Here is a 19,187-nt window from a genome sequence, read left to right on the forward strand (position 1 = left end):
CATTACAGCTAAAAAATGCGTTTGACTAAACGATGCAAATTCTATTTTAGAGTGTTGCAGGCTCTAGGTTTACAAAATGCTGAAAATGTTCAGCATAGTGCAGCGCACTCATTTTTAAACGTGCTTCTGCAGACTCATCCAAAGTCTTAACCACTTTACCGGGAGAACCCATCACCACAGAATTATCGGGAATCACTTTCCCTTCAGGAATTAAAGCATTGGCACCAATAATACAGTTTTTACCAATCACCGCATGATTCAGCACCACTGCATTAATACCAATCAGGGTGTTATCGCCCACGGTACAACCATGTAACATCGCCAGATGTCCAATAGTCACATAATCACCAATCTGCATTTCAATACCTGCATCGGTGTGCAAAACAGCATTTTCCTGAACATTACTAAAATTACCCAATTTGATTTTACTGTTATCGGCACGTACCACAGCCCCAAACCAAATACTAACTTTCTGTCCCAACTCAACCTGACCAATGACCGTGGCATTATCCGCCACCCAACCATCCCACGGTTGCTGCATTGCTTTCGGGGCATATCCTTTAAATTTATACAACATGGTTCCTTCCTATCTTCACATCAAAATTTTTCTATTTCTTAAATGTTGGTGAATTTAACAAAAACGGCCATTCTTTACGATAATCCAAACCATATTCAAATAAAGACACCAACATCCGCGCTGTTAAGCCCCAAACCACTTCATCTTCAACCTGCATACTCGGAAAATATAATTTTTGTTGTGCAAAGCTCACTTCATACGGCGTTGGTGGCGCTTCCATTAAATGCTGCAAAGAGGCAAAAAAGATCCGATCAATTTCTGAAGGTTGTGGAATTAATTCTACTTTTGGAGGAATCAGCCCCACCACAGGCTTAACCAACATTCCATTACGGGCTTTTTGCATTGGCAAGTCACCAATCAACTGCACTTCAAATGGATTTAATGCGGTTTCTTCCTGCGCTTCACGCAATGCCACCACAATATTACTGGTATCTTGCGGATCGCGTTTGCCACCAGGGAAAGACACCTCACCCGCGTGATTATTGAGTAAGGTAGAACGGCGGGTTAGCAATACCTTTGGATCAGACTCGTCGGTAATGGCAATCAATACCGCTGCATGCGCTTCCATGAACGTTTTAGAAAAGCGCAAACGTTGCTGTAATAGATGCGTGAGCGAATGATCAATCATGCCTTATAATTCTCCTTGTCTAAGTTTTCATCATAGCTGAAATAGGTGGGCAATAGATAGAGAGGATGCCAAAGTTGAAATTTTCAGTTATTCTGAGAACTCCCTTCAACAATGACGATCACTATGAACTTTTGTGGAAATTGTGGACAAAAAACAACAACGAAAATTCCGCTTGGCGATCAGCAATTACGTCAAGTGTGTAGCGCATGTGGCAATATTCACTATGTCAATCCAAAAGTCATTTGTGGTGCATTGGTCGTTTGGGAAAATAAAGTATTGTTGTGTCGTCGTGCAATTGAACCACGCTATGGTTTGTGGACTTTACCCGCAGGCTATATGGAAATGTTTGAAACCATGGAGCAAGGTTCTGCCCGTGAAACCCGCGAAGAAGCCGAAGCGGAAATTGAAATCGAACAACTTTATTGCATGTATAACATTCCACGGATTGGGCAAATTTATGTGCTGTTCAAAGCTCAATTGTTGAATGGTCAATTTGGTGCAGGTGAAGAAACCATCGAATCACGCTTGTTTAGTGAAGATGAAATTCCGTGGTCTGAATTGGCTTTCCCAAGTGTAGAACGTACTTTACAACACTACTTTGCAGATCGAAAAAACAATCATTTTACGACCCACTTAGAAACCTTAGGTTCACGTACAGATCATACGGGTTAAAAACCCCACATGATGTTCATTTGAATCAAGCTAAAATTCGAATAATAAATAGCCCACTCTAAAGTGGGCTATTTTCATCACTATGTCACCTAAAATTAATGCTAAATACGCACTTTATTTGGGTTATAACACTCAGCAACATCTAGACTTACAGCTCCACCTTGGGCTTTCACCAAAGCTTTATCTGCATCAGTTGCTAAAGCAGGGTTTTGAGCCACGTAAGTTGCAAGTTGCGCATGATAAATATTGCTCCACTTCACTGTTGAGCCATTGAAATCAGACAATGTAATACGTGTAGAGTTGGCTGCAACTAAATTGCCAATATTGGCACGTGCACCGCCCACCACTTGACCATTTCCACCTTCAACCGCTTCAATTTTGGTATTCAAACCAATGACTGCGCCATCAAGTTTATGAAATTTTGGATTGGCTAAAATCATACGTAAAGTGACTGCTTTATTGTCGATATCGGTTGCACCTAACACACCTATACGGTATTGCTGCACACCATTTGTATCAACATATTCAGCACCAGACTGACGAATTGCTGCACACTGACCAGACATATCGGTTTCTGTGGCATTTGGTGCTATATCTGTACGAATATTGCCATCCTCATCTAAAACAACACCTAATTTGATGCTATCTGTAGTCGTTCCGCCATCAAAATTAAAGGTCAAGGTTGCATAAATTGGGAAAATATAGCGACTGCCTAAAGGTACATTTTTCTGGGTTTTAAAAACGCGATTATCCAAAAAGTTCACAGAAAAGAATTTATAGGCATCAAAAGAACCTTTGAACTGATCGGTACCTATGGTTTGTTGCCATTGACCATAATCTGCAGGATTCGCTGTTGTAGATTTGGTCAATAATTTATAAAAACCTTCCGTGCCTGCAATTAAATAATCATTAAACACCTTACCTTGGGTAATTTTAAAATCATCAGCCGCATTGTCATTCACACTAAAACGGAATGGCCCCTGAATACGTTTATTCAATGGGTTGACCCATGTGGTTTGTGCTGCTGCTACCATACGCTCAGGACGTACTTTACGAATCAATTCACCACTCACCGTTAAAATTGGGTTGGTCGTGTTTGCAGACACCGCACCTTTCCATTGCATACCATAACCGAAGGTATATCCAGAACGGTCTGTGATTAGTTGATATTGCCCAATGAGGTGTTTCAAATCTGCGACCGTAGATTTACAGTCTGCCAAATTACAGCCATATAAACCTTGTGGTAATTGTGAATCTTCTTTGGCTAAAATTGGATAGTTAGCTTGATAAGATGCCGAGTTATTCATGTAAACCAAGGTGTTTAATGCTTGATAAGCATCATCTTGAGATACCTGTGACACATCTACCCACGGGCGTAAAATACTGGCATAAGCCCCTGAACGATAGTCACCAACCTCAACGGACTCAGCAATATTTGCCAATTGTTCTTTTTTGAGTGTCGTAATCGTTAAAGGCTGAATATCACCTGCAATGGTTCCTCCACCTTCAACAGAAAGTGCTTGTAGCAAGCGTACAATTGCAGTCGCGACCTGTATCGTTTCGTCACTACTACTTAAACTCGTTGCTTGGCGTCCTGTTAATCCACGTGCCATATCTAACACACTTAAACGTGGATAACCCGCACCTGCAGTACTGACCATTCCAATATCAGACAATGATACTGTCCCTAAATCAATATATTGATTGGTCTTTTCCTGAATAAAGAAGTGGACTTTATCTCCTTCACTACATTTACCTGTTGCCGCATTACTTTTCGGCTCAATCATGGTGATGTAGGTTTTACTGGTATCACTGCTACAGGTAAAATTCAAACCATCCACAGGATAATCCAATGCAAATTCCACGCAGTTTTTTGCTGTACTGGCACAACTCCCGTTGATATACGCCACAGCATTAGGCTCTGGATTAATATTGGCACTTTCTCCACCACAGCCACTCAATGCCGCCATCAATGCTGTCGTTGCAAAAGGTAAAATATGTCTTGTTTTCATCCTGAATTCTCTTATTGTTGTTAGCGTATCGCAATGAGTTTTAATTGCCCTTGGTTACTGAGCGCGCGATGTTCCATATCCACTGCAGAAGCCAATGGCGTTAATAATACATAGTGGCTATTTTTTGGAAGTTGCAGCATACCTTCTATTACCTCGTGTCGTAAGACATTGCCTGCAGTATCCTGATTTCTAAAACCACCTGCACCTTCAATCACACAGCCTTTTTGATCCAGAAAAACCACAAACGGCCAATAAAAGGTCGGTTGATTTTGCTTCATGGCATAAGAGTTGATTTGAATATTTTGAATATTGCCTTCTAACTTCACCAATTCATAATCAAATTTTTCGGTTAAGGGAGCTCTAGGCCACAAATTTAAATCTTGTTGTGCTTTTAAGGTTTTAGCTTTATTTTTTTTGCTTTCAGCAAAACATTGCTGCCCCAAACCCTCAATTGCTTCAGCTTGATTAACACGATAATAGTCTGCAGCCAAAACAATAGCGTGAGGCTCAGCAACCGATTGCTTTTTAAATAATTTATTGAGAACGGAACGGCTTACACCACGTTCACGTTCGACCACTTGCATACGAGCACCACCGCCATTTTTTGTGTCAATTATGCCTTCTGGCATACTATAAAAGCGTTTTTTTCCTTCTAAATTAAACTCCTGATCTTCCAAATACTCACTTTTAACATACTGTTCTCCCGCCATCTCCATAAAACCCGTTTGTTGGGCAGATGCATGCGATGCTTGATCTGGTGTTTTTTTAGAAACAGACACTGTGGATGGATCAATCGCAAATTGCTGAGGAAGCTGTTGTAAATCCTCTAGTACAGATGGTTTTACCGCGACTTTGTTGATCGCTGCTTCTTTTGCCAATCCTGTTTGATGAACAGATTCCGCACTGGAAATATCTTGCTGCACTGCATTTGGCTCAGTGTGTGATGCACGCAATGATGAGTTCTCTTTGCTTTGACTAGCCTGATTTTGTGACATAGCGGATTGTTCTGAGATATTCGGCTTAGACAAATTCAGTTGCTTGCTCGCCTGAACAGAAATATTTTTAGATACCTGAACGGATGTTTGAGCAGTTATCTGCTGTACTTGATGCACCTTGTCTTGCTTAAACTGGTCTTGTTGTTGGTTTTCTTGTAGTTGCTTTTGTTGGACTTGCTTTTGCTGTTGTGCGGTTTCCAACGCCTGTATCGTTTGCTTTTTTTCTGCAGCATTACGCTGCACCACAATTGGACGACCATCTGGTCCAATAATGGTGTAAAACTGATTCGCGTAACACACCGATCCCATACTGAAAATCAGTGTGAGTATCGACTTTGAAAATAAAGTCCGTTTTATTTTCCGTACTGAACTTACCATCGTGTTCTATAACTCAATCCAAGAATTGTAATTTTTGTATCCGTTTTCACATTCAAACCCGCATAAGGGTTTAACAGCAGGTTATTCACACCTTCCTTATTGGCTAAGCTACTGGTATTGGCTGGAATTTTATCCTTACTTTGTAAAAAGCCGATGGATAAATCAAGGTCTGTATCTGCATCAAAACGATATCCCACACCCAGACCGAATAAACGTGCATTATTAATTGGTACCATAGTGTTACGTTTATTGTCAGGAATCGCACTACCACGTGGTTCATAACCCGCACGCAGTTTTAAACGGTCTGTGGCTGAATATTCGATGCCAACACCCCAGTTCCACGGTGACTTAAACTCTAATGGCAAAGCTAAACTGTCATCAGACACATGCTCCGAAAGCAATTTTGCAATTTTTAATGCCGAGATTTGACGGTCAAACTCGAATTTGAATTTATCCCATGCTTTATAGTCAGTCCAGCCCACATCAAAATTGACTTGTAAATCAGGCATGACTTTATATTTTATCCCCGCTTGAAAGTGCGCAGGATATTCAAAATCCATAGAAACCAAACCAGACTCACTGGCTGGAATATAACTTGGGAAACCTAAAATTGCCGCTAAAATCTGCCCTGTTGGTGAAGACATCAAACCATTAATTAACTCACGCGGTGCTTTCGAGTTATCAATATGATATTTGCCCTTCAAGCGCATTTTAGCTGCACTCTGATACACCATACCAAAGCTAAAATCTTCTGTCGGTTCCCACAAAATACCCAAGTTATAACTCGGGCTTAAACTTTGCTCAACCGCCAATTGCATTTGCCCAAAACGCGAAAATGGATTCATACCTTCTTCGGCATTACAAATCCCGAGCAACAAAATATCGGTAATGATGTCTGAATTTTCTTTAAATGGGGTACAGACGACCTCATCCACCATACGCAACATCCCGATTAGTTCATTCGGGAAGCGCAAATCGGTATTCATGGCGATAGCTTGGTAAGACATCCCAATTGACGCACCGACTGACAATTCATCATTGACTTGATAGGCAATAGATGGAGAAAGATAGGTGATACGTTCTAAGGCAACCTGTTGTCCCATAAAGTTACCAGGGTTACCATTTTCGGCACCAAAGCCTGCAATCAGCGGTGCATATAATGCGGTGGCAAAGGTTACTTTGGAACCAGGTGGATTATAGGCAATACCGTTGGTTGGCGCTGCCAGTGGCATGCCTTTACCCAAATCGACAAATTTTTTCAGAATCGGGACATACAGCGTTGGATATTCTACATCGGCTTGTACTGTACCTTTAAAATCGGTACAAAAATCGGCCAAAATTTCTGGTCCATCGTTACACACCACAGGGTCATCAGAATAACCAAATACGTCATAACCTGCTGGAACGGAAAGCTCACGCTGTACATCAAAATGTGCCAACACCCCTTGCACATCTGTTTGCAAACCTTCAATCTTGGTCAGTGCAGCAGGGTTAAAGTGAATCGCACTAATACCAGGAGGATCTGCAGTGACCGCATTCCCCATAGTCAAAGAACGAATATCGACAGATAAGTTTTGTCCAAGCTGCGCAAAAGCAGCCCCTGAACAGCCCGACAGTATAATTGCAGTCACTAACGGGCGAAGTCGTATCATTTTCATGCGACTAGCCTCTTAGCGAATTTTTTTACCGAAACCGAGAATATCCAGTGGGAATGACAAACCAAGTGATACGTCTGGCGCGTCTTCGGTCAGACCGATTCCTACCGTACCATTCACAATGGTTTCAGGTGAAACGCGAACGCCTAATGAAATAGCCAAAGTCGAACTGGTCTGGTCTGCAGGTGAATAGCTTTCACCCGTATGATAAGTAAACTCCGAACCTGTATTAAAGCTTTGCTGATAGGACATGGTCATCGACACATCGTAGTTAAACGAATAAGCAAAACCAAAAGCAAAACCACCACTAATACCTGGCTCAAACTCTTCAATAATACGGCTACCGCGAATTTGATTGAGACCGCTTTCTTTAAAACCATAGTTGGCTGAAGCAGAAGCAAACAATACAACTGGGTCAATATACTTACGCGTACTTGCACCGATGCCTGCAGAGTAGTAACCCTTACCTGTTGATAAATCTTTAACAGGATTAATCTCGTAAGGACTATCCCCCGTTTTGGTCGATAAATTTGCGAATAAAATTAAAGGTAAACGCCCCGCTTTTAATGGGAATGGCTCCCAACGTGCACCTAAAGAAATATCCCCCAAGCCTGCTGCCGTGGCATCTTTTAACAAGTCTGACTTTGCAACCAATGGTACAGAAGCAGATAAAGTTAAATTGTCACGCAAACCATATTGTGCGGTGAAGGTGTTAGTTAATGCGTGGGACGCATTTTCTTGCACACGAAGCTGATACAACTGACCTTGAGCCATTTCAAGGTCGAGCTGCGTATCACGATGATAGGTATAATCAATATCATAATAAGATGAAATTTCACCTTGTCTCATAAGGGAATATTGACGCTCATTCGAGGTAAACACTTCCTCTAAATTCGCCTCTTTGGTTGCGTCGCCCTCTTGCTGTTGCAAAGCAGATGATGCTGCTTGTGCACCATTTGCAGCGACAACCGCACTATTTGTTTCAGCACTTGTATCTGCAGTTGATGCTGCTGTATCTGATACTTCTGCCTGTTCAGTTGTGGTTTCATATTCCCCTAATTGCGGCTCCTCTGCGGCATAAGCCACCCCAAATACCATTTGAATACTGAGAGCCAATAAGGTTTTATTCATCCATTTACGATCCATGATTTACCCCTTCCATTTTTTATTTTTGTATTTCGTGAACAACTGATTATTTGTTTTTGTAGTAGAGTCTTAAAAAACGATGCTCGTACTGTCCGTAATTTTCAGAATCTTTATTTACATTACGCTCTAGACGTATTGTCGATGCTTTATCGGCTATTTTTTCCATCGCAAATTGTGGATATTGAATATCAACAAAGGCATAACGATTCACTGTTGCGTCTTCCACATGACGCAAGTCTTTTTCTTGTAATGCCAACATAGTTTGACGATTTTGCGGTGCGACATTAATTAGAAATAAGGTGTTATTCTCCCAAACGTCCTTAAATCGTTCTTCATCAAAACTAATATTGCCCAAAGCTGGGTCAGCCACATAAACCCGCCCATTTTTATAGGCTTTATACACCACAAAATGTTTAAAACCTGCATAAGAAATTGGTACGATTGCAGGCTGCCCTTGCTTGACTAAATCTTCAAATTCACCACGATACCCCCCACTCTCTAGCCCTAAAGCAGCAACAAAGCGCTTCATATCTAACAATGAAAAACTACGACGCTCGATAATTCGCTCATACTCTCCATAACGAAGTAAACCACTCATGGTCTGTTGTTCGTTCAGTTGTGTGCCAACATAACCATTGAGCAAAGTCGTTAACGCTGCAGAACCACAGCTATAGTCATAGGCTTGGCGTACAATGCCACGGAATTGATCTTCTAAAGCAGGTTTAATTTGCACAGGTTCTCTATGCATACGGGTAAATGAATTATTTCTAGAATCCAAAGTTTCTGTATAGTGCACAGCTTCTGGATGCTGTTCTTTTAAATCAAAGGCTTGTGTGGCAGCGTAATAGATCAATGCCGAGCCCAAAGCGATCTCTAACATATATTTTTACTTTTTAGTTCTCGGCAATACCTGCCTAATATTTTTATTTTTAGAGTTTTCACTCTACTTCCTTGTATTTAGAAAGATACTCGTTTTATAGAAAAAAAAAAGAGCTTTCTATATTTTTTTGCGAACTCATCAGTTTATTTGTAAAAAAAAGCGCGTGAATTCACGCGCTTTTTCAGTGTTTAAATTAGTGACCCGAAATGGTGATTTTTGCACCTTGTGTATAACCAGCAGGTTGCAATGTATTACCACCGTAATAAGTTTGTAAGCCTTGAACTTCCATATCACCAATAGAAGCAGCAGTCTTACTGCCTAAACGGATACCTTGTACATAATTATCTTTTGCACCACCATGGCTAATGATTTGAATATAGCCATTGTTTGCACCTTCCTTACCTATCACACTAATATCTTGCTTTAAGGTTAAGTCCGTAGAATTAGCATCTGCAAACTTAATACTTTCAATAAAGATTTCACCTGCTGCACGATTACCTACAGTACCATCACCAGTACCTGCTTTAGTAGAGTTATCTAAAATACCTAAGTTTGCAATTTCTAAACCACCCACCATTGTGGTATCAAGTTTAATCATGGCACCTTGTGGCGCTGCACCCAATTGAATATTGGCATCCATTTTACCTGTTTTTAACGTTAAGCCAGATAAAATTGCATTATAGTTGTTATCATCATTACCACGACGAATGCTCGTAGCACCTGCTACTGGCTTAGCATTCGATGCAGAGACACCAATTTCACCAATATTAATTTCAAGCCCAGCTACTTGAGCAGCTACGTTAATAAATGCACCACCATCAGCAGTATCACCAGCATCTGTATCAATGACTAAATCTGCTAAATTATGAGATGCTAATAAATATTTTGTCGGATTACTTAAATCAGACATATTAGCTTCAATGACTACACCATGATTCGCTGTTTTTCCTTTTCCATTAGCTTTAATTACAATCGCACCAGCATCTCCAGTACCACCAAAACCTAGGTCACCAGCAGCACCTTTTGCAGCCAAACCATCATTATCATGGATTAAAAGTTTTTCGATTTCGATTTTAGAAATACCAATCCCGATGCTTAAACCATCTTGACCAGTAGTTGCGCTTAATGCAGTATCGTCCATTGCCTGCATTGCCATTGCATTTGTCGTTAACGCAATTGATGATACCAAAGCAAGTTTAGTAAATTTTTTCATCTTGTTACTCTCCCGAGAGTATTATTTTTTTGGTTTTACCACTCAGTGCTAGTAATTGTTTTTTTATTTGATGAGGACAACACTAACACACATTCCTTGAGTAGTCGGTTTGCACATACAAAGGTATATCTGAGTTATTTTTTGTTCAACTGCTGTTTGTCGCAATCCACATCTTACCGACAAACGGTTATTTGCTTTTTATCTGCTGCAATCATGTAAAATAGCCTTTTAAAATCTCTCAGCTGTTTACGCTTTATGTCCTATCCTACTCATTTTAAAAAATTATTCTGTGAACCTGAATATGAGGCTGCAAGAATTTTGCAAGCTTTGGCAGCACTTTCACATTGTATTTATTTGCAAAATAATGGAAAGGCACGTATTGCTTTTTTGGCTGAACGCTATTGTGTGCAGCAAAACCATCAACATTTTTACTTTCAAAAAACGGCATTGGATCAATATGAATTAAGTCCAACTCAATTAGATTTAACAGCTCATCTCGGTGCTTTAGAAGATGCTGACACCGCCCCATTTTGCAGTGTAATGGGGTTTGTTTCGTATGATGCAGCAGCACAGCAACACATCAATATGCAGTCTCGTCCCCAGCCAAGTATTTTTTTAGGTCAATTTAAAAGCTATTTACAGCAAGAAACTGATGGCTGGTATTTTTATAGTTCAGACGATGCTGCTACTCAAATCTTTGATTTTATTTTAAATTTATATACTCAATCAACCATAATTGAACAGTTCCAATTAAGCCAAAAGTGTCAAGCACGCTGGAATTTCACAGATTACCAACGCGCCTTTCAACATGTTCAAGACTATATAGTGGCAGGAGATTGTTATCAAATTAATCTTACGCAAGAGTTTAGCGCTGAGGCTCAAGGTCAACTTTTAGAGACTGCAGCTCAGTTTTGGCAACTGACCAATGCACCTTATGCAAGTTATTTACGTATTGGTGATTTTGAAATTTTAAGTTGTTCGCCCGAACTCTTTATCGATTTTGAGGAAAATCGAAAAATTACCACAAAACCCATTAAGGGCACGATGCCACGCTATGATGATCCTGAATTAGACCGACAATCGAAACAACAATTAAGTGAATCTAAAAAAGATCAGGCTGAAAATGTGATGATTGTGGATTTATTACGTAATGATTTAAGTGTTTATGCCGAAACTGGCAGCGTCAAAACGCCAAAGTTATTCAATATTGAGTCTTTTAACCAAGTGCATCACATGGTCAGTGAAGTGACCGCAACACTAAAAGCCGAGATGAATCCTTTTGATGTGTTGATGTCTGCCTTGCCAGGTGGGTCAATTACAGGCGCACCGAAAATTCGTGCCATGCAAATTATAGATGAACTCGAAGGTGCAGCACGTGGCGCCTATTGCGGCTCTATGGGTTATTTTGATGCCGATGGAACGGGTTCTTGGAATATCCTGATCCGTTCTATTCAGAAATATCAGCAAGATGTTTCATTATGGGCTGGTGGTGGCGTCACGATTGCATCTGTTTGTGAAGCAGAATATCAAGAATGTTTTGACAAGGTTTCAGCGATGTTGGACTTATTGAACCGCTGGTACAAACCTGCGCAATAGCATGTCGCAAAAACAAAAAAAGCGAGTGAATTCAATGCTTCACTCGCCTCTACGATATTTTAACAATTAAGCCAAAATATCGTATTTTAAAGTATCTACTAAGCGTTGATTTTGATCATCTGTACCAATAGTAATGCGCAAATATTGATTGATGCGTGGTTTATTAAAATAACGCACAATAATACCGCGTTCACGTAATGCTGCAGCTAATTCACCCGCATCCTGTTGAGGATGTGATGCAAAAATAAAGTTGGCGTGTGATGGCAATATCTTAAAGCCCAAGCTCGTTAAATCCGTCACCAATTTCTCACGGCTTGCAATAACTTTTTGGCATTGTGCTTCAAAATACGCCTGATCTTGAAAAGATGCCACCGCTGCTGCAATCGCAAAACGATCCATTGGATAGGAGTTAAAACTATTTTTCACGGCTTCCAGTGCGGCAATTAAATGCGGTTGCGCAATCGCAAAACCAACACGTAAACCTGCCAAAGAACGTGATTTAGATGTGGTTTGACACACCACAAGATTATCGTACTTTTCTACCAATTTTACTGCAGACTCTGCACCAAAATCGACATAAGCCTCATCAATCACGACCACTGAATTTGGATTGGCCTGTAAAATTTCTTCAATAGCGCTTAAACCTAAAGCAATACTGGTCGGTGCATTCGGATTGGTGATGATAATGCCACCATTGGCTTGCTTATAGTCATCAACTACAATTTCAAAATCATCATTTAAAGGCAAAATTTTAGTTTTCACCCCAAAAAATTGACTATATACAGGGTAAAAGCTATAGGTGATATCCGGATACAGTAACGGCTGTTCCTGAACAAAAAAAGCCTTAAAAATATGTGCAAGGACTTCATCTGAACCATTGCCAACAAAGACATTTCCAACAGCTACATTTTGCTGTTTCGCAATGGCTTGCTTAAGCTCAGACGCATCTGGGTCTGGATATAAACGCAGTGCATCTGCCGAGTTTTCTAAAACCTTTTGCACCGCTTCCACCACTTTAGGCGAAGGTGGATACGGGTTTTCATTGGTGTTTAATTTTAATAAATTTTGAATTTTTGGCTGCTCACCCGGTACATAAGGCTCTAGCTCACGTACTTCAGGGCTCCAAAAACGTATTTGTTCTGCTGTGATATTCATTTTGTATTCTCTTTAAACCCTCTCCTAACCTCTCCCAAAGGGAGAGGAATTTTCATTACTAAAGACACAAAATTTGTGTGGTTTAAATTCCCCTCTCTTTATTAGGAGAGGGTCAGGGAGAGGTTGTAATGCTATTTATGATTGATAACGATAACGTGCTGATCGTGCATGCGCATCCAGATTTTCCTGCTTCGCTAAAATATCAGCGGTTTTCGCCAAACTTTTCACGCCCTCAGCTGAACACATAATCAGACTTGAGCGTTTTTGGAAATCGTAAACACCCAATGGCGATGAAAAACGTGCTGTACCCGACGTTGGTAATACGTGGTTTGGCCCTGCACAATAATCACCAATAGCTTCTGGTGTATAGCGCCCCATAAAGATCGCACCCGCATGACGAATTTCTTCTGCCATCACTTGTGGATCATCCATACACAACTCCAAGTGTTCGGGCGCAACTTGGTTGATCAATTCAATCGCCTCTTGACGATCTTTGACTAAGATCAATGCACCACGATTTGCAATAGAAGTACGGGCAATTTCAGCTTTAGGCAAATTCGCCAAGTGCCGTTCAATCGCTTGCTCAACCTGATTCAGCAATTGCTCATCTGGTGTAATAAAAATAGATTGTGCAACCGTGTCATGCTCGGCTTGAGAAAGTAAGTCCATGGCCAACCATTCAGGATTATTCTCACCTTCAGCATAAACCAAAATTTCGGATGGCCCTGCAATCATATCAATGCCGACCTGACCAAACACAGCACGTTTTGCAGCTGCCACAAAGCGATTACCCGGCCCCGTAATTTTATCTACCGAAGGGATAGTTTCTGTACCATACGCCAACGCAGCAACGGCTTGCGCGCCGCCAATGGTAAATACACGAGTCACCCCTGCCAAATATGCAGCAGCCAAAACCAATGGATTGAGTTCACCATTCGGTGCAGGCACCACCATAATAATTTCAGGCACGCCAGCAACATGCGCAGGTACAGCATTCATAAGCACTGAAGATGGATAAGACGCCAAACCACCTGGCACATAAATACCAACACGGTCTAATGGTGTGACTTTTTGCCCGAGTGTATTGCCCAAAGCATCAACATAAGTCCAACCATCCTGCTTTTGCGCTTGGTGAAATTCACGAATACGTGCAGCAGCCAATTCCAAAGCTTCACGAACTTCGTTATCTAAAGCATCAAATGCGGCTTTCAGTTGTTCTTGACTTAACTCAAGTTCTGAAAATTGATGCGCTGGATGTCGATCGAACTGTTGAGTGAGTTTAAGAACCTGAGCATCACCGTGCTGACGCACATCAGCAATAATTTGATCTACAGTTTTTAAAAGTTCAGGATCACTGACAGTTTCAAAAGCCAACAAGTCTGCAAAGGCTTGTTTAAAGCTTTGATCTTGAGTCGATAAACGTCGCATCAATTTACCCACAAGGTTTGATAGAAAAGTTTAGTTTACCTTGTTTCTAGGGCTTTGTGGGAATCTATACATGGCGAAAGCAGTATGTTTTGATGGAAATTCAAGAACAGAATCATTCAAGAACAGAATCATGCACGAACATAAAAAAACCGCCATTGAATGACGGTTTTTTGAGAAGGCAGGATGATGGATACAAAGTTCAAAGTTAAGCAGATTGTTTTGCCAACTCTCGTTCTGCCACAGCTTTTTCAAGTTGTGCCAAAATTGGATTGAGCAAATCTTGCTTGCGCTTAAAACTGGCTTTATTGACAATTAAACGTGAAGATACTTTACAGATTTCTTCTAGCGGCTCTAAACCGTTGGCACGTAAAGTATTACCTGTATCAACCACATCGACAATGTAATCACCCAAACCGACCAATGGTGCTAATTCCATTGAGCCATAGAGTTTAATGACATCAACCTGCTCACCTAAGCTGGCATAATATTGACGGGTCAAATTCACATATTTAGTGGCAATTTTTAAACGACCTTTTGGACGCTGCATACCAACTTTGCCCGCAGTCATTAATTTACAATTGGCAATTTTCAGATCCAGCGGCTCATATACATTTTGAGCGCCATGCTCCATCAGCACGTCTTTACCCGCAACCCCAATATCTGCCGCACCATTTTCAACATAAGTTGGTACATCAGAGGCACGTAAAATTAAAATACGCACTTGTTTATGTGTGGTTGGGAAAATCAACTTACGTGATTTATCTGGATCTTCCAGTAAATTAATTCCCGCAGTTTCTAATAAAGGCAAAGTTTCTTTTAAAATTCGCCCCTTACTTAATGCCAAAGTTAAACCATGATCAAAATTGCCCATGACGTCAAAATTTGGATCATCGTTTCTCATGTCATTCATCAATTTACTCGCTTAATTTGGGCGCCTAAACCTTGTAACTTTTGTTCTACATTTTCATAACCGCGATCAATATGATAAATACGGTCAATCAATGTTTCGCCTTCTGCCGCCAATGCTGCTAACACCAACGAGAATGAGGCACGTAAATCGGTTGCCATAACAGGTGCAGCAGAAAGTTTTTCTACGCCTGTCACCACCGCATCATTGCCTTCTACCTGAATATTGGCACCCATACGTGACAACTCAGGGACATGCATAAAACGGTTTTCAAAAATAGTTTCCGAAATGGTAGCAAAACCGCGTCCAATCGCATTCACCGCCATTAACTGTGCTTGCATGTCTGTTGGAAATTCAGGATGTGGTAAAGTTCTGAAACTCACGGCTTTAGGGCGCTTGCCCATCATGTCCAGTTCAATCCAGTCATCGCCACGTGTGACTTCCGCACCCATTTCTTCAAACTTATCTAACACAGATTCTAGCAAGGCAGGATCGGTATGTGTGGTTCTGATTTTACCGCCCGTAATTGCAGCTGCAGCCAAATAAGAACCTGTTTCGATACGGTCAGCAACTACTGAATACTCACAACCATGCAAGTGTTCAACACCTGTAACCACTAAAGTATCGGTGTCTAAACCTTCAATTTTAGCGCCCATTTTGATGAGCATTTGCGCAAGGTCGGTAATTTCAGGTTCACGTGCAGCATTACGAATAGTGGTAACACCATCTGCCAATACCGCAGCCATGAGAATGTTTTCTGTACCGCCAACAGTGACCATATCAAAGACCACTTCGCCACCTTTAAGACGACCATTGACTTTGGCATTTACATAGCCATTTTCAACTTCAATTTCTGCGCCTAAAGCTTCAAGTGCTTTAAGATGCTGATCGACAGGACGTGAACCAATTGCACAACCACCTGGCAAAGATACTTTTGCACTACCATAGCGCGCGACCAATGGGCCAAGCACCAAAATAGAAGCACGCATGGTTTTTACCAATTCATAAGGTGCAAATTGGTTGTTCAACGTTGATGTATCTGCAATGACTGTATCGCCTTCATAAGACATTTTAATGCCCAAGCCTGCGATCAACTTCACCAAGGTATTTACATCTTTTAAATTTGGAACATTTTTCAATGTAATTGGCGTTTCTGCAAGAATCATTGCAGCAAGAAGTGGCAAGGCTGCATTTTTTGCACCAGAAATACGCACTTCACCTTCGAGCTTATTACCGCCCTGAATTAAAAATTTATCCATTAAATTATTAAGCTCCAAATAAGCTTGCTTTACGCCATTCTTCTTGTGTCATTGCACGAATTGTAACCGCATGAACTTCACCGCTGGCAATATAGCTATTCAATGGTGCATACACTGCTTGTTGACGAGCAACAGGACGCTTACCTTCAAACTGATTATCTACAATACGAAGATCAAACTTGCCGCCTTGCCCACTTACAGCAACTTCAGCCTCTGGAAAAGCAGCTTTTAAAGTTTCAGTGAGCTGTTCACTATTCATCACAAAGACCTCTTATAGGACCAACGGTGTAAAAACCTGTCATTTTACTATAAATAGAAAAAATAATTCATTAATCCTATACATTATCGCAATAAAAAAAGAGGTTTATCCAAAACCTCTTTTTAAATCACATTTTAACTAGATGGCTAAAGGCTGATAATCCAACTGCATCTTCCGATGTTTCTCTAACTGACGTTTTAATTTTTCTGTCATCATCTTAATTGAAGTATACATATCATCCGCACAAGCTTGCGCAAACAGCTCGGTGCCGGGCAAGCGAATAATCGCTTCAGCAATATGATTGGCACTGCCTTTTTTAGAATGTTTATCGATTTGATGATCTTTACTTAATTTCACCTGCATACTATTGACCTGATCCAGATGTTTGGTCATTTGTGCAAACTTAAGTCGAATATTTTCTTCAATTGCAGGGGTGATAGCTAAGTGATGTCCACGAATTGTTATTTGCATAATTCTATCCCTCACCTTCATTAGGATTAGGAAGGCATAGTTCACATGATTGATTGCCAAATAACAGATCACTGCAGCGGTCACTTTAAATCATGTCTAACTATTCCTTCAAAAAAAATTCATTATTTGGTCATAATGAATCCTTAGAATAGACCGATTTTAAAAACTAGATCAAGACTTTTCGTTCAGAAGATGACGGAATATTTAATGACTCACGATATTTCGCAACCGTTCTACGTGCCACATCAATTCCTTCTTCCTTAAGAAGGTTTGCAATTGTGTTGTCTGACAAAGGTTTACGTGGATTTTCATCTGCAATTAACTTTTTAATCTTCGCGCGAATCGCAGTTGAGGATGCTTCTCCACCTGAACAGGTTCCAACATGACTTGAAAAGAAATATTTCAATTCAAATAAACCACGTGGAGTTAACATATATTTATTGGTGGTCACCCGTGAAACTGTAGATTCATGCAACTCCACCTCATCAGCTACATCACGCAAAATCAACGGTTTCATTCCTTCAGCACCAATTTCTAAAAATTCACGTTGATGCTGCACAATACAAGTCGCTACCTTTAATAAGGTTTTATGACGTTCATCAACACTTTTAATAAAGTTTTTCGCATCTAGCATTTGATTACGCAAATATTGATTATCTTCACTTTGATCTGCGCGTTTAATCATATTGGCATAAAACGAATTAATTCTAAGCTTAGGCACAACATCAGGATTCAGCTGCACCTGCCAATGGTACTGCTTTTTACTGACCACTACATCTGGAATTTGATAATCTGACTCCTGATCTTCAAATGCTGTACCAGGATGCGCTTTCAAGGTTTTTAATAAAGCCACTGCATGCTGTAGCTGATCTGCGCTTAAACCCGTTTGCTTAATTAACTTGGCTAAATCATTCGAAATTAATAACTCATAATGCTGCAAGAGTTGCAGTGCTTCCTGCCGATAAGGCACATCTGTAGCCAAACTTTCAAGCTGAATAGATAAACATTCCGCCAAATTACGCGAACCAATACCAATCGGCTCTAAACGCTGAATATGTTTCAAAACGACCAAAACTTCATCGTCTTCAACTTCATCTTCGTATTCCATGGAGATCAATAAATGTTGCACAGATGTAGTGATTTCAGATATTTCACAATCCAAGAAACCATTGTCATCCAAAGCATCGACAATACAGTAGGCAATGAGCTGCTCGACTTGAGAAAAATGCAACAGATTGATTTGTTGCATCATGTGCTCTTTTAAACCTAAATGTCCCTGACGATTATCCTCGCGCTCTTCATATTCCGCTGCTCCCAAACTCGTGGGTAAATGAGTGTACACATCATCCCAGTCTGTATCGACAGGCAAGTCATTCGGTAGATGATCTGCATTTAATTCTTTAGTCAAATCCTTTTGATCATGCTCTTGCTCTTCTAAGGTGGATAAACTTTCGACACTACTTTGTTCTTCGACTTTTTCTAATAAGGGATTACTGTCCAACTGAATTTGAACTTCTTGTTCAAGTTCCAAGCTCGAAAGTTGAAGCAAACGAATGGCTTGTTGTAACTGCGGTGTCAGTGACAAGGAGTTTGCAACTTTTAATCCAACCGATAACTTCATTTTCACCCACTCTTTTAAATTTATGTTTTTCAACAACTTAATATATAAGTTTTTGATAAGCAATTTCTATGCCGTTTTATTAGGTATAGCACAGATTTATCAAAAGACATAAAGATTTTAATCAGAAGTTCTATTCAATTTATTATTGTTTTTCTAACTTTATTTTCTCTCTTGCATAAAAAAACACCCCCAACATTTGTTGAGGGTGTTTGAATAATGAGCTGGCGATGACTTACTCTCACATGGGTAACCCCACACTACCATCAGCGCGAAGAGGTTTCACTTCTGAGTTCGGGAAGGGATCAGGTGGTTCACTCTTGCTATGGTCGCCAGCA

The 19,187-nt window shown here is 40.5% G+C and carries 17 protein-coding genes and 1 rRNA gene; 2 read left to right on the forward strand and 16 right to left on the reverse strand.

What is annotated here, in order from left to right; translation table 11 throughout:
* Window positions 1-46: 46 nt before the first annotated feature.
* Window positions 47-577, reverse strand: coding sequence for a gamma carbonic anhydrase family protein (locus FTT78_RS12350; RefSeq protein ID WP_131261917.1), 531 nt, complete (start codon window positions 575-577; stop codon window positions 47-49).
* A gap of 31 nt (window positions 578-608) precedes the next feature.
* Window positions 609-1,205, reverse strand: coding sequence for a CoA pyrophosphatase (locus FTT78_RS12355; protein ID WP_004975226.1), 597 nt, complete (start codon window positions 1,203-1,205; stop codon window positions 609-611).
* 123 nt (window positions 1,206-1,328) lie between these two features.
* On the opposite strand from FTT78_RS12355, the gene FTT78_RS12360 reads away from it, so the two are divergent.
* Window positions 1,329-1,877 carry an NUDIX hydrolase gene (locus tag FTT78_RS12360; RefSeq protein ID WP_026438436.1) on the forward strand — a complete coding sequence of 183 codons (549 nt, stop codon included), beginning with the start codon at window positions 1,329-1,331 and terminating at the stop codon, window positions 1,875-1,877.
* Window positions 1,878-1,978: 101 nt separating this feature from the next.
* Here the strand turns inward: FTT78_RS12360 and FTT78_RS12365 are convergent, their stop codons facing one another.
* From FTT78_RS12365 to FTT78_RS12390, 6 genes are all read right to left on the reverse strand, one after another.
* On the reverse strand, window positions 1,979-3,889 hold the full coding sequence (locus FTT78_RS12365; RefSeq protein WP_131261918.1) for a flagellar protein FilF: 1,911 nt from the start codon (window positions 3,887-3,889) through the stop codon (window positions 1,979-1,981).
* Between the two features lie 20 nt (window positions 3,890-3,909).
* Window positions 3,910-5,262: a putative pilus assembly protein FilE gene (filE, locus tag FTT78_RS12370; RefSeq protein WP_179989110.1), complete on the reverse strand. Its 1,353-nt coding sequence runs from the start codon at window positions 5,260-5,262 to the stop codon at window positions 3,910-3,912.
* On the reverse strand, window positions 5,256-6,920 hold the full coding sequence (locus tag FTT78_RS12375) for an OmpP1/FadL family transporter (protein ID WP_004975217.1): 1,665 nt from the start codon (window positions 6,918-6,920) through the stop codon (window positions 5,256-5,258). Before FTT78_RS12375 ends, filE begins: the two co-directional genes overlap by 7 nt.
* Window positions 6,921-6,932: 12 nt before the next feature.
* Complete coding sequence (locus FTT78_RS12380; protein ID WP_004975214.1) at window positions 6,933-8,063, reverse strand: hypothetical protein; 1,131 nt, start codon at window positions 8,061-8,063, stop codon at window positions 6,933-6,935.
* Window positions 8,064-8,109: 46 nt separating this feature from the next.
* On the reverse strand, window positions 8,110-8,943 hold the full coding sequence (locus FTT78_RS12385; RefSeq protein WP_180044422.1) for a C39 family peptidase: 834 nt from the start codon (window positions 8,941-8,943) through the stop codon (window positions 8,110-8,112).
* A 193-nt stretch (window positions 8,944-9,136) separates the two neighbouring features.
* Window positions 9,137-10,156 carry a DUF6160 family protein gene (locus FTT78_RS12390; RefSeq protein WP_180044420.1) on the reverse strand — a complete coding sequence of 340 codons (1,020 nt, stop codon included), beginning with the start codon at window positions 10,154-10,156 and terminating at the stop codon, window positions 9,137-9,139.
* A 255-nt stretch (window positions 10,157-10,411) separates the two neighbouring features.
* Here FTT78_RS12390 and pabB point away from each other — a divergent pair, with 255 nt between their 5' ends.
* The gene (gene pabB / locus FTT78_RS12395; RefSeq protein ID WP_180044418.1) at window positions 10,412-11,752 is read left to right on the forward strand and encodes an aminodeoxychorismate synthase component I; all 1,341 of its coding nucleotides are present in this window, start codon (window positions 10,412-10,414) and stop codon (window positions 11,750-11,752) included.
* A 66-nt stretch (window positions 11,753-11,818) separates the two neighbouring features.
* Here the strand turns inward: pabB and hisC are convergent, their stop codons facing one another.
* The 8 genes from hisC to rrf all read right to left on the reverse strand — a co-directional run bounded on the left by hisC (window position 11,819) and on the right by rrf (window position 19,186).
* A complete protein-coding gene (gene hisC / locus FTT78_RS12400; RefSeq protein ID WP_180044416.1) occupies window positions 11,819-12,907 on the reverse strand; it encodes a histidinol-phosphate transaminase in 1,089 nt (362 codons plus the stop codon).
* 135 nt (window positions 12,908-13,042) lie between these two features.
* Entirely contained in the window at window positions 13,043-14,347 is a 1,305-nt protein-coding gene (gene hisD, locus FTT78_RS12405) for a histidinol dehydrogenase (RefSeq protein ID WP_180044414.1), read from the reverse strand.
* Between the two features lie 193 nt (window positions 14,348-14,540).
* On the reverse strand, window positions 14,541-15,245 hold the full coding sequence (gene hisG / locus FTT78_RS12410) for an ATP phosphoribosyltransferase (protein ID WP_004975201.1): 705 nt from the start codon (window positions 15,243-15,245) through the stop codon (window positions 14,541-14,543).
* Window positions 15,245-16,501: a UDP-N-acetylglucosamine 1-carboxyvinyltransferase gene (gene murA, locus FTT78_RS12415; RefSeq protein WP_179990909.1), complete on the reverse strand. Its 1,257-nt coding sequence runs from the start codon at window positions 16,499-16,501 to the stop codon at window positions 15,245-15,247. Before murA ends, hisG begins: the two co-directional genes overlap by 1 nt.
* A gap of 7 nt (window positions 16,502-16,508) precedes the next feature.
* Complete coding sequence (ibaG, locus tag FTT78_RS12420) at window positions 16,509-16,760, reverse strand: BolA family iron metabolism protein IbaG (RefSeq protein WP_180044412.1); 252 nt, start codon at window positions 16,758-16,760, stop codon at window positions 16,509-16,511.
* 138 nt (window positions 16,761-16,898) lie between these two features.
* Entirely contained in the window at window positions 16,899-17,231 is a 333-nt protein-coding gene (gene hpf, locus FTT78_RS12425; RefSeq protein WP_096902101.1) for a ribosome hibernation-promoting factor, HPF/YfiA family, read from the reverse strand.
* Window positions 17,232-17,397: 166 nt separating this feature from the next.
* Window positions 17,398-18,852: an RNA polymerase factor sigma-54 gene (locus FTT78_RS12430; RefSeq protein ID WP_180044410.1), complete on the reverse strand. Its 1,455-nt coding sequence runs from the start codon at window positions 18,850-18,852 to the stop codon at window positions 17,398-17,400.
* A gap of 219 nt (window positions 18,853-19,071) precedes the next feature.
* A 5S ribosomal RNA gene (rrf, locus tag FTT78_RS12435) occupies window positions 19,072-19,186 on the reverse strand.
* Between the last annotated feature and the right edge of the window lies 1 nt (window position 19,187).

This window comes from Acinetobacter sp. YH01011, from assembly GCF_013420785.1.
Lineage (GTDB): Bacteria > Pseudomonadota > Gammaproteobacteria > Pseudomonadales > Moraxellaceae > Acinetobacter > Acinetobacter towneri.

Coding starts and splice junctions, on each gene's coding strand:
- pabB (WP_180044418.1), top strand. CDS start 10,412: ATGTCCTATCCTACTCATTTTAAAAAATTATTCTGTGAACCTGAATAT.
- FTT78_RS12430 (WP_180044410.1), bottom strand. CDS start 18,852: ATGAAGTTATCGGTTGGATTAAAAGTTGCAAACTCCTTGTCACTGACA.
- hpf (WP_096902101.1), bottom strand. CDS start 17,231: ATGCAAATAACAATTCGTGGACATCACTTAGCTATCACCCCTGCAATT.
- murA (WP_179990909.1), bottom strand. CDS start 16,501: ATGGATAAATTTTTAATTCAGGGCGGTAATAAGCTCGAAGGTGAAGTG.
- hisG (WP_004975201.1), bottom strand. CDS start 15,245: ATGAATGACATGAGAAACGATGATCCAAATTTTGACGTCATGGGCAAT.
- ibaG (WP_180044412.1), bottom strand. CDS start 16,760: ATGAATAGTGAACAGCTCACTGAAACTTTAAAAGCTGCTTTTCCAGAG.
- FTT78_RS12385 (WP_180044422.1), bottom strand. CDS start 8,943: ATGTTAGAGATCGCTTTGGGCTCGGCATTGATCTATTACGCTGCCACA.
- FTT78_RS12360 (WP_026438436.1), top strand. CDS start 1,329: ATGAACTTTTGTGGAAATTGTGGACAAAAAACAACAACGAAAATTCCG.
- filE (WP_179989110.1), bottom strand. CDS start 5,262: ATGGTAAGTTCAGTACGGAAAATAAAACGGACTTTATTTTCAAAGTCG.
- FTT78_RS12380 (WP_004975214.1), bottom strand. CDS start 8,063: ATGGATCGTAAATGGATGAATAAAACCTTATTGGCTCTCAGTATTCAA.
- FTT78_RS12365 (WP_131261918.1), bottom strand. CDS start 3,889: ATGAAAACAAGACATATTTTACCTTTTGCAACGACAGCATTGATGGCG.
- FTT78_RS12390 (WP_180044420.1), bottom strand. CDS start 10,156: ATGAAAAAATTTACTAAACTTGCTTTGGTATCATCAATTGCGTTAACG.
- FTT78_RS12355 (WP_004975226.1), bottom strand. CDS start 1,205: ATGATTGATCATTCGCTCACGCATCTATTACAGCAACGTTTGCGCTTT.
- FTT78_RS12350 (WP_131261917.1), bottom strand. CDS start 577: ATGTTGTATAAATTTAAAGGATATGCCCCGAAAGCAATGCAGCAACCG.
- hisC (WP_180044416.1), bottom strand. CDS start 12,907: ATGAATATCACAGCAGAACAAATACGTTTTTGGAGCCCTGAAGTACGT.
- FTT78_RS12375 (WP_004975217.1), bottom strand. CDS start 6,920: ATGAAAATGATACGACTTCGCCCGTTAGTGACTGCAATTATACTGTCG.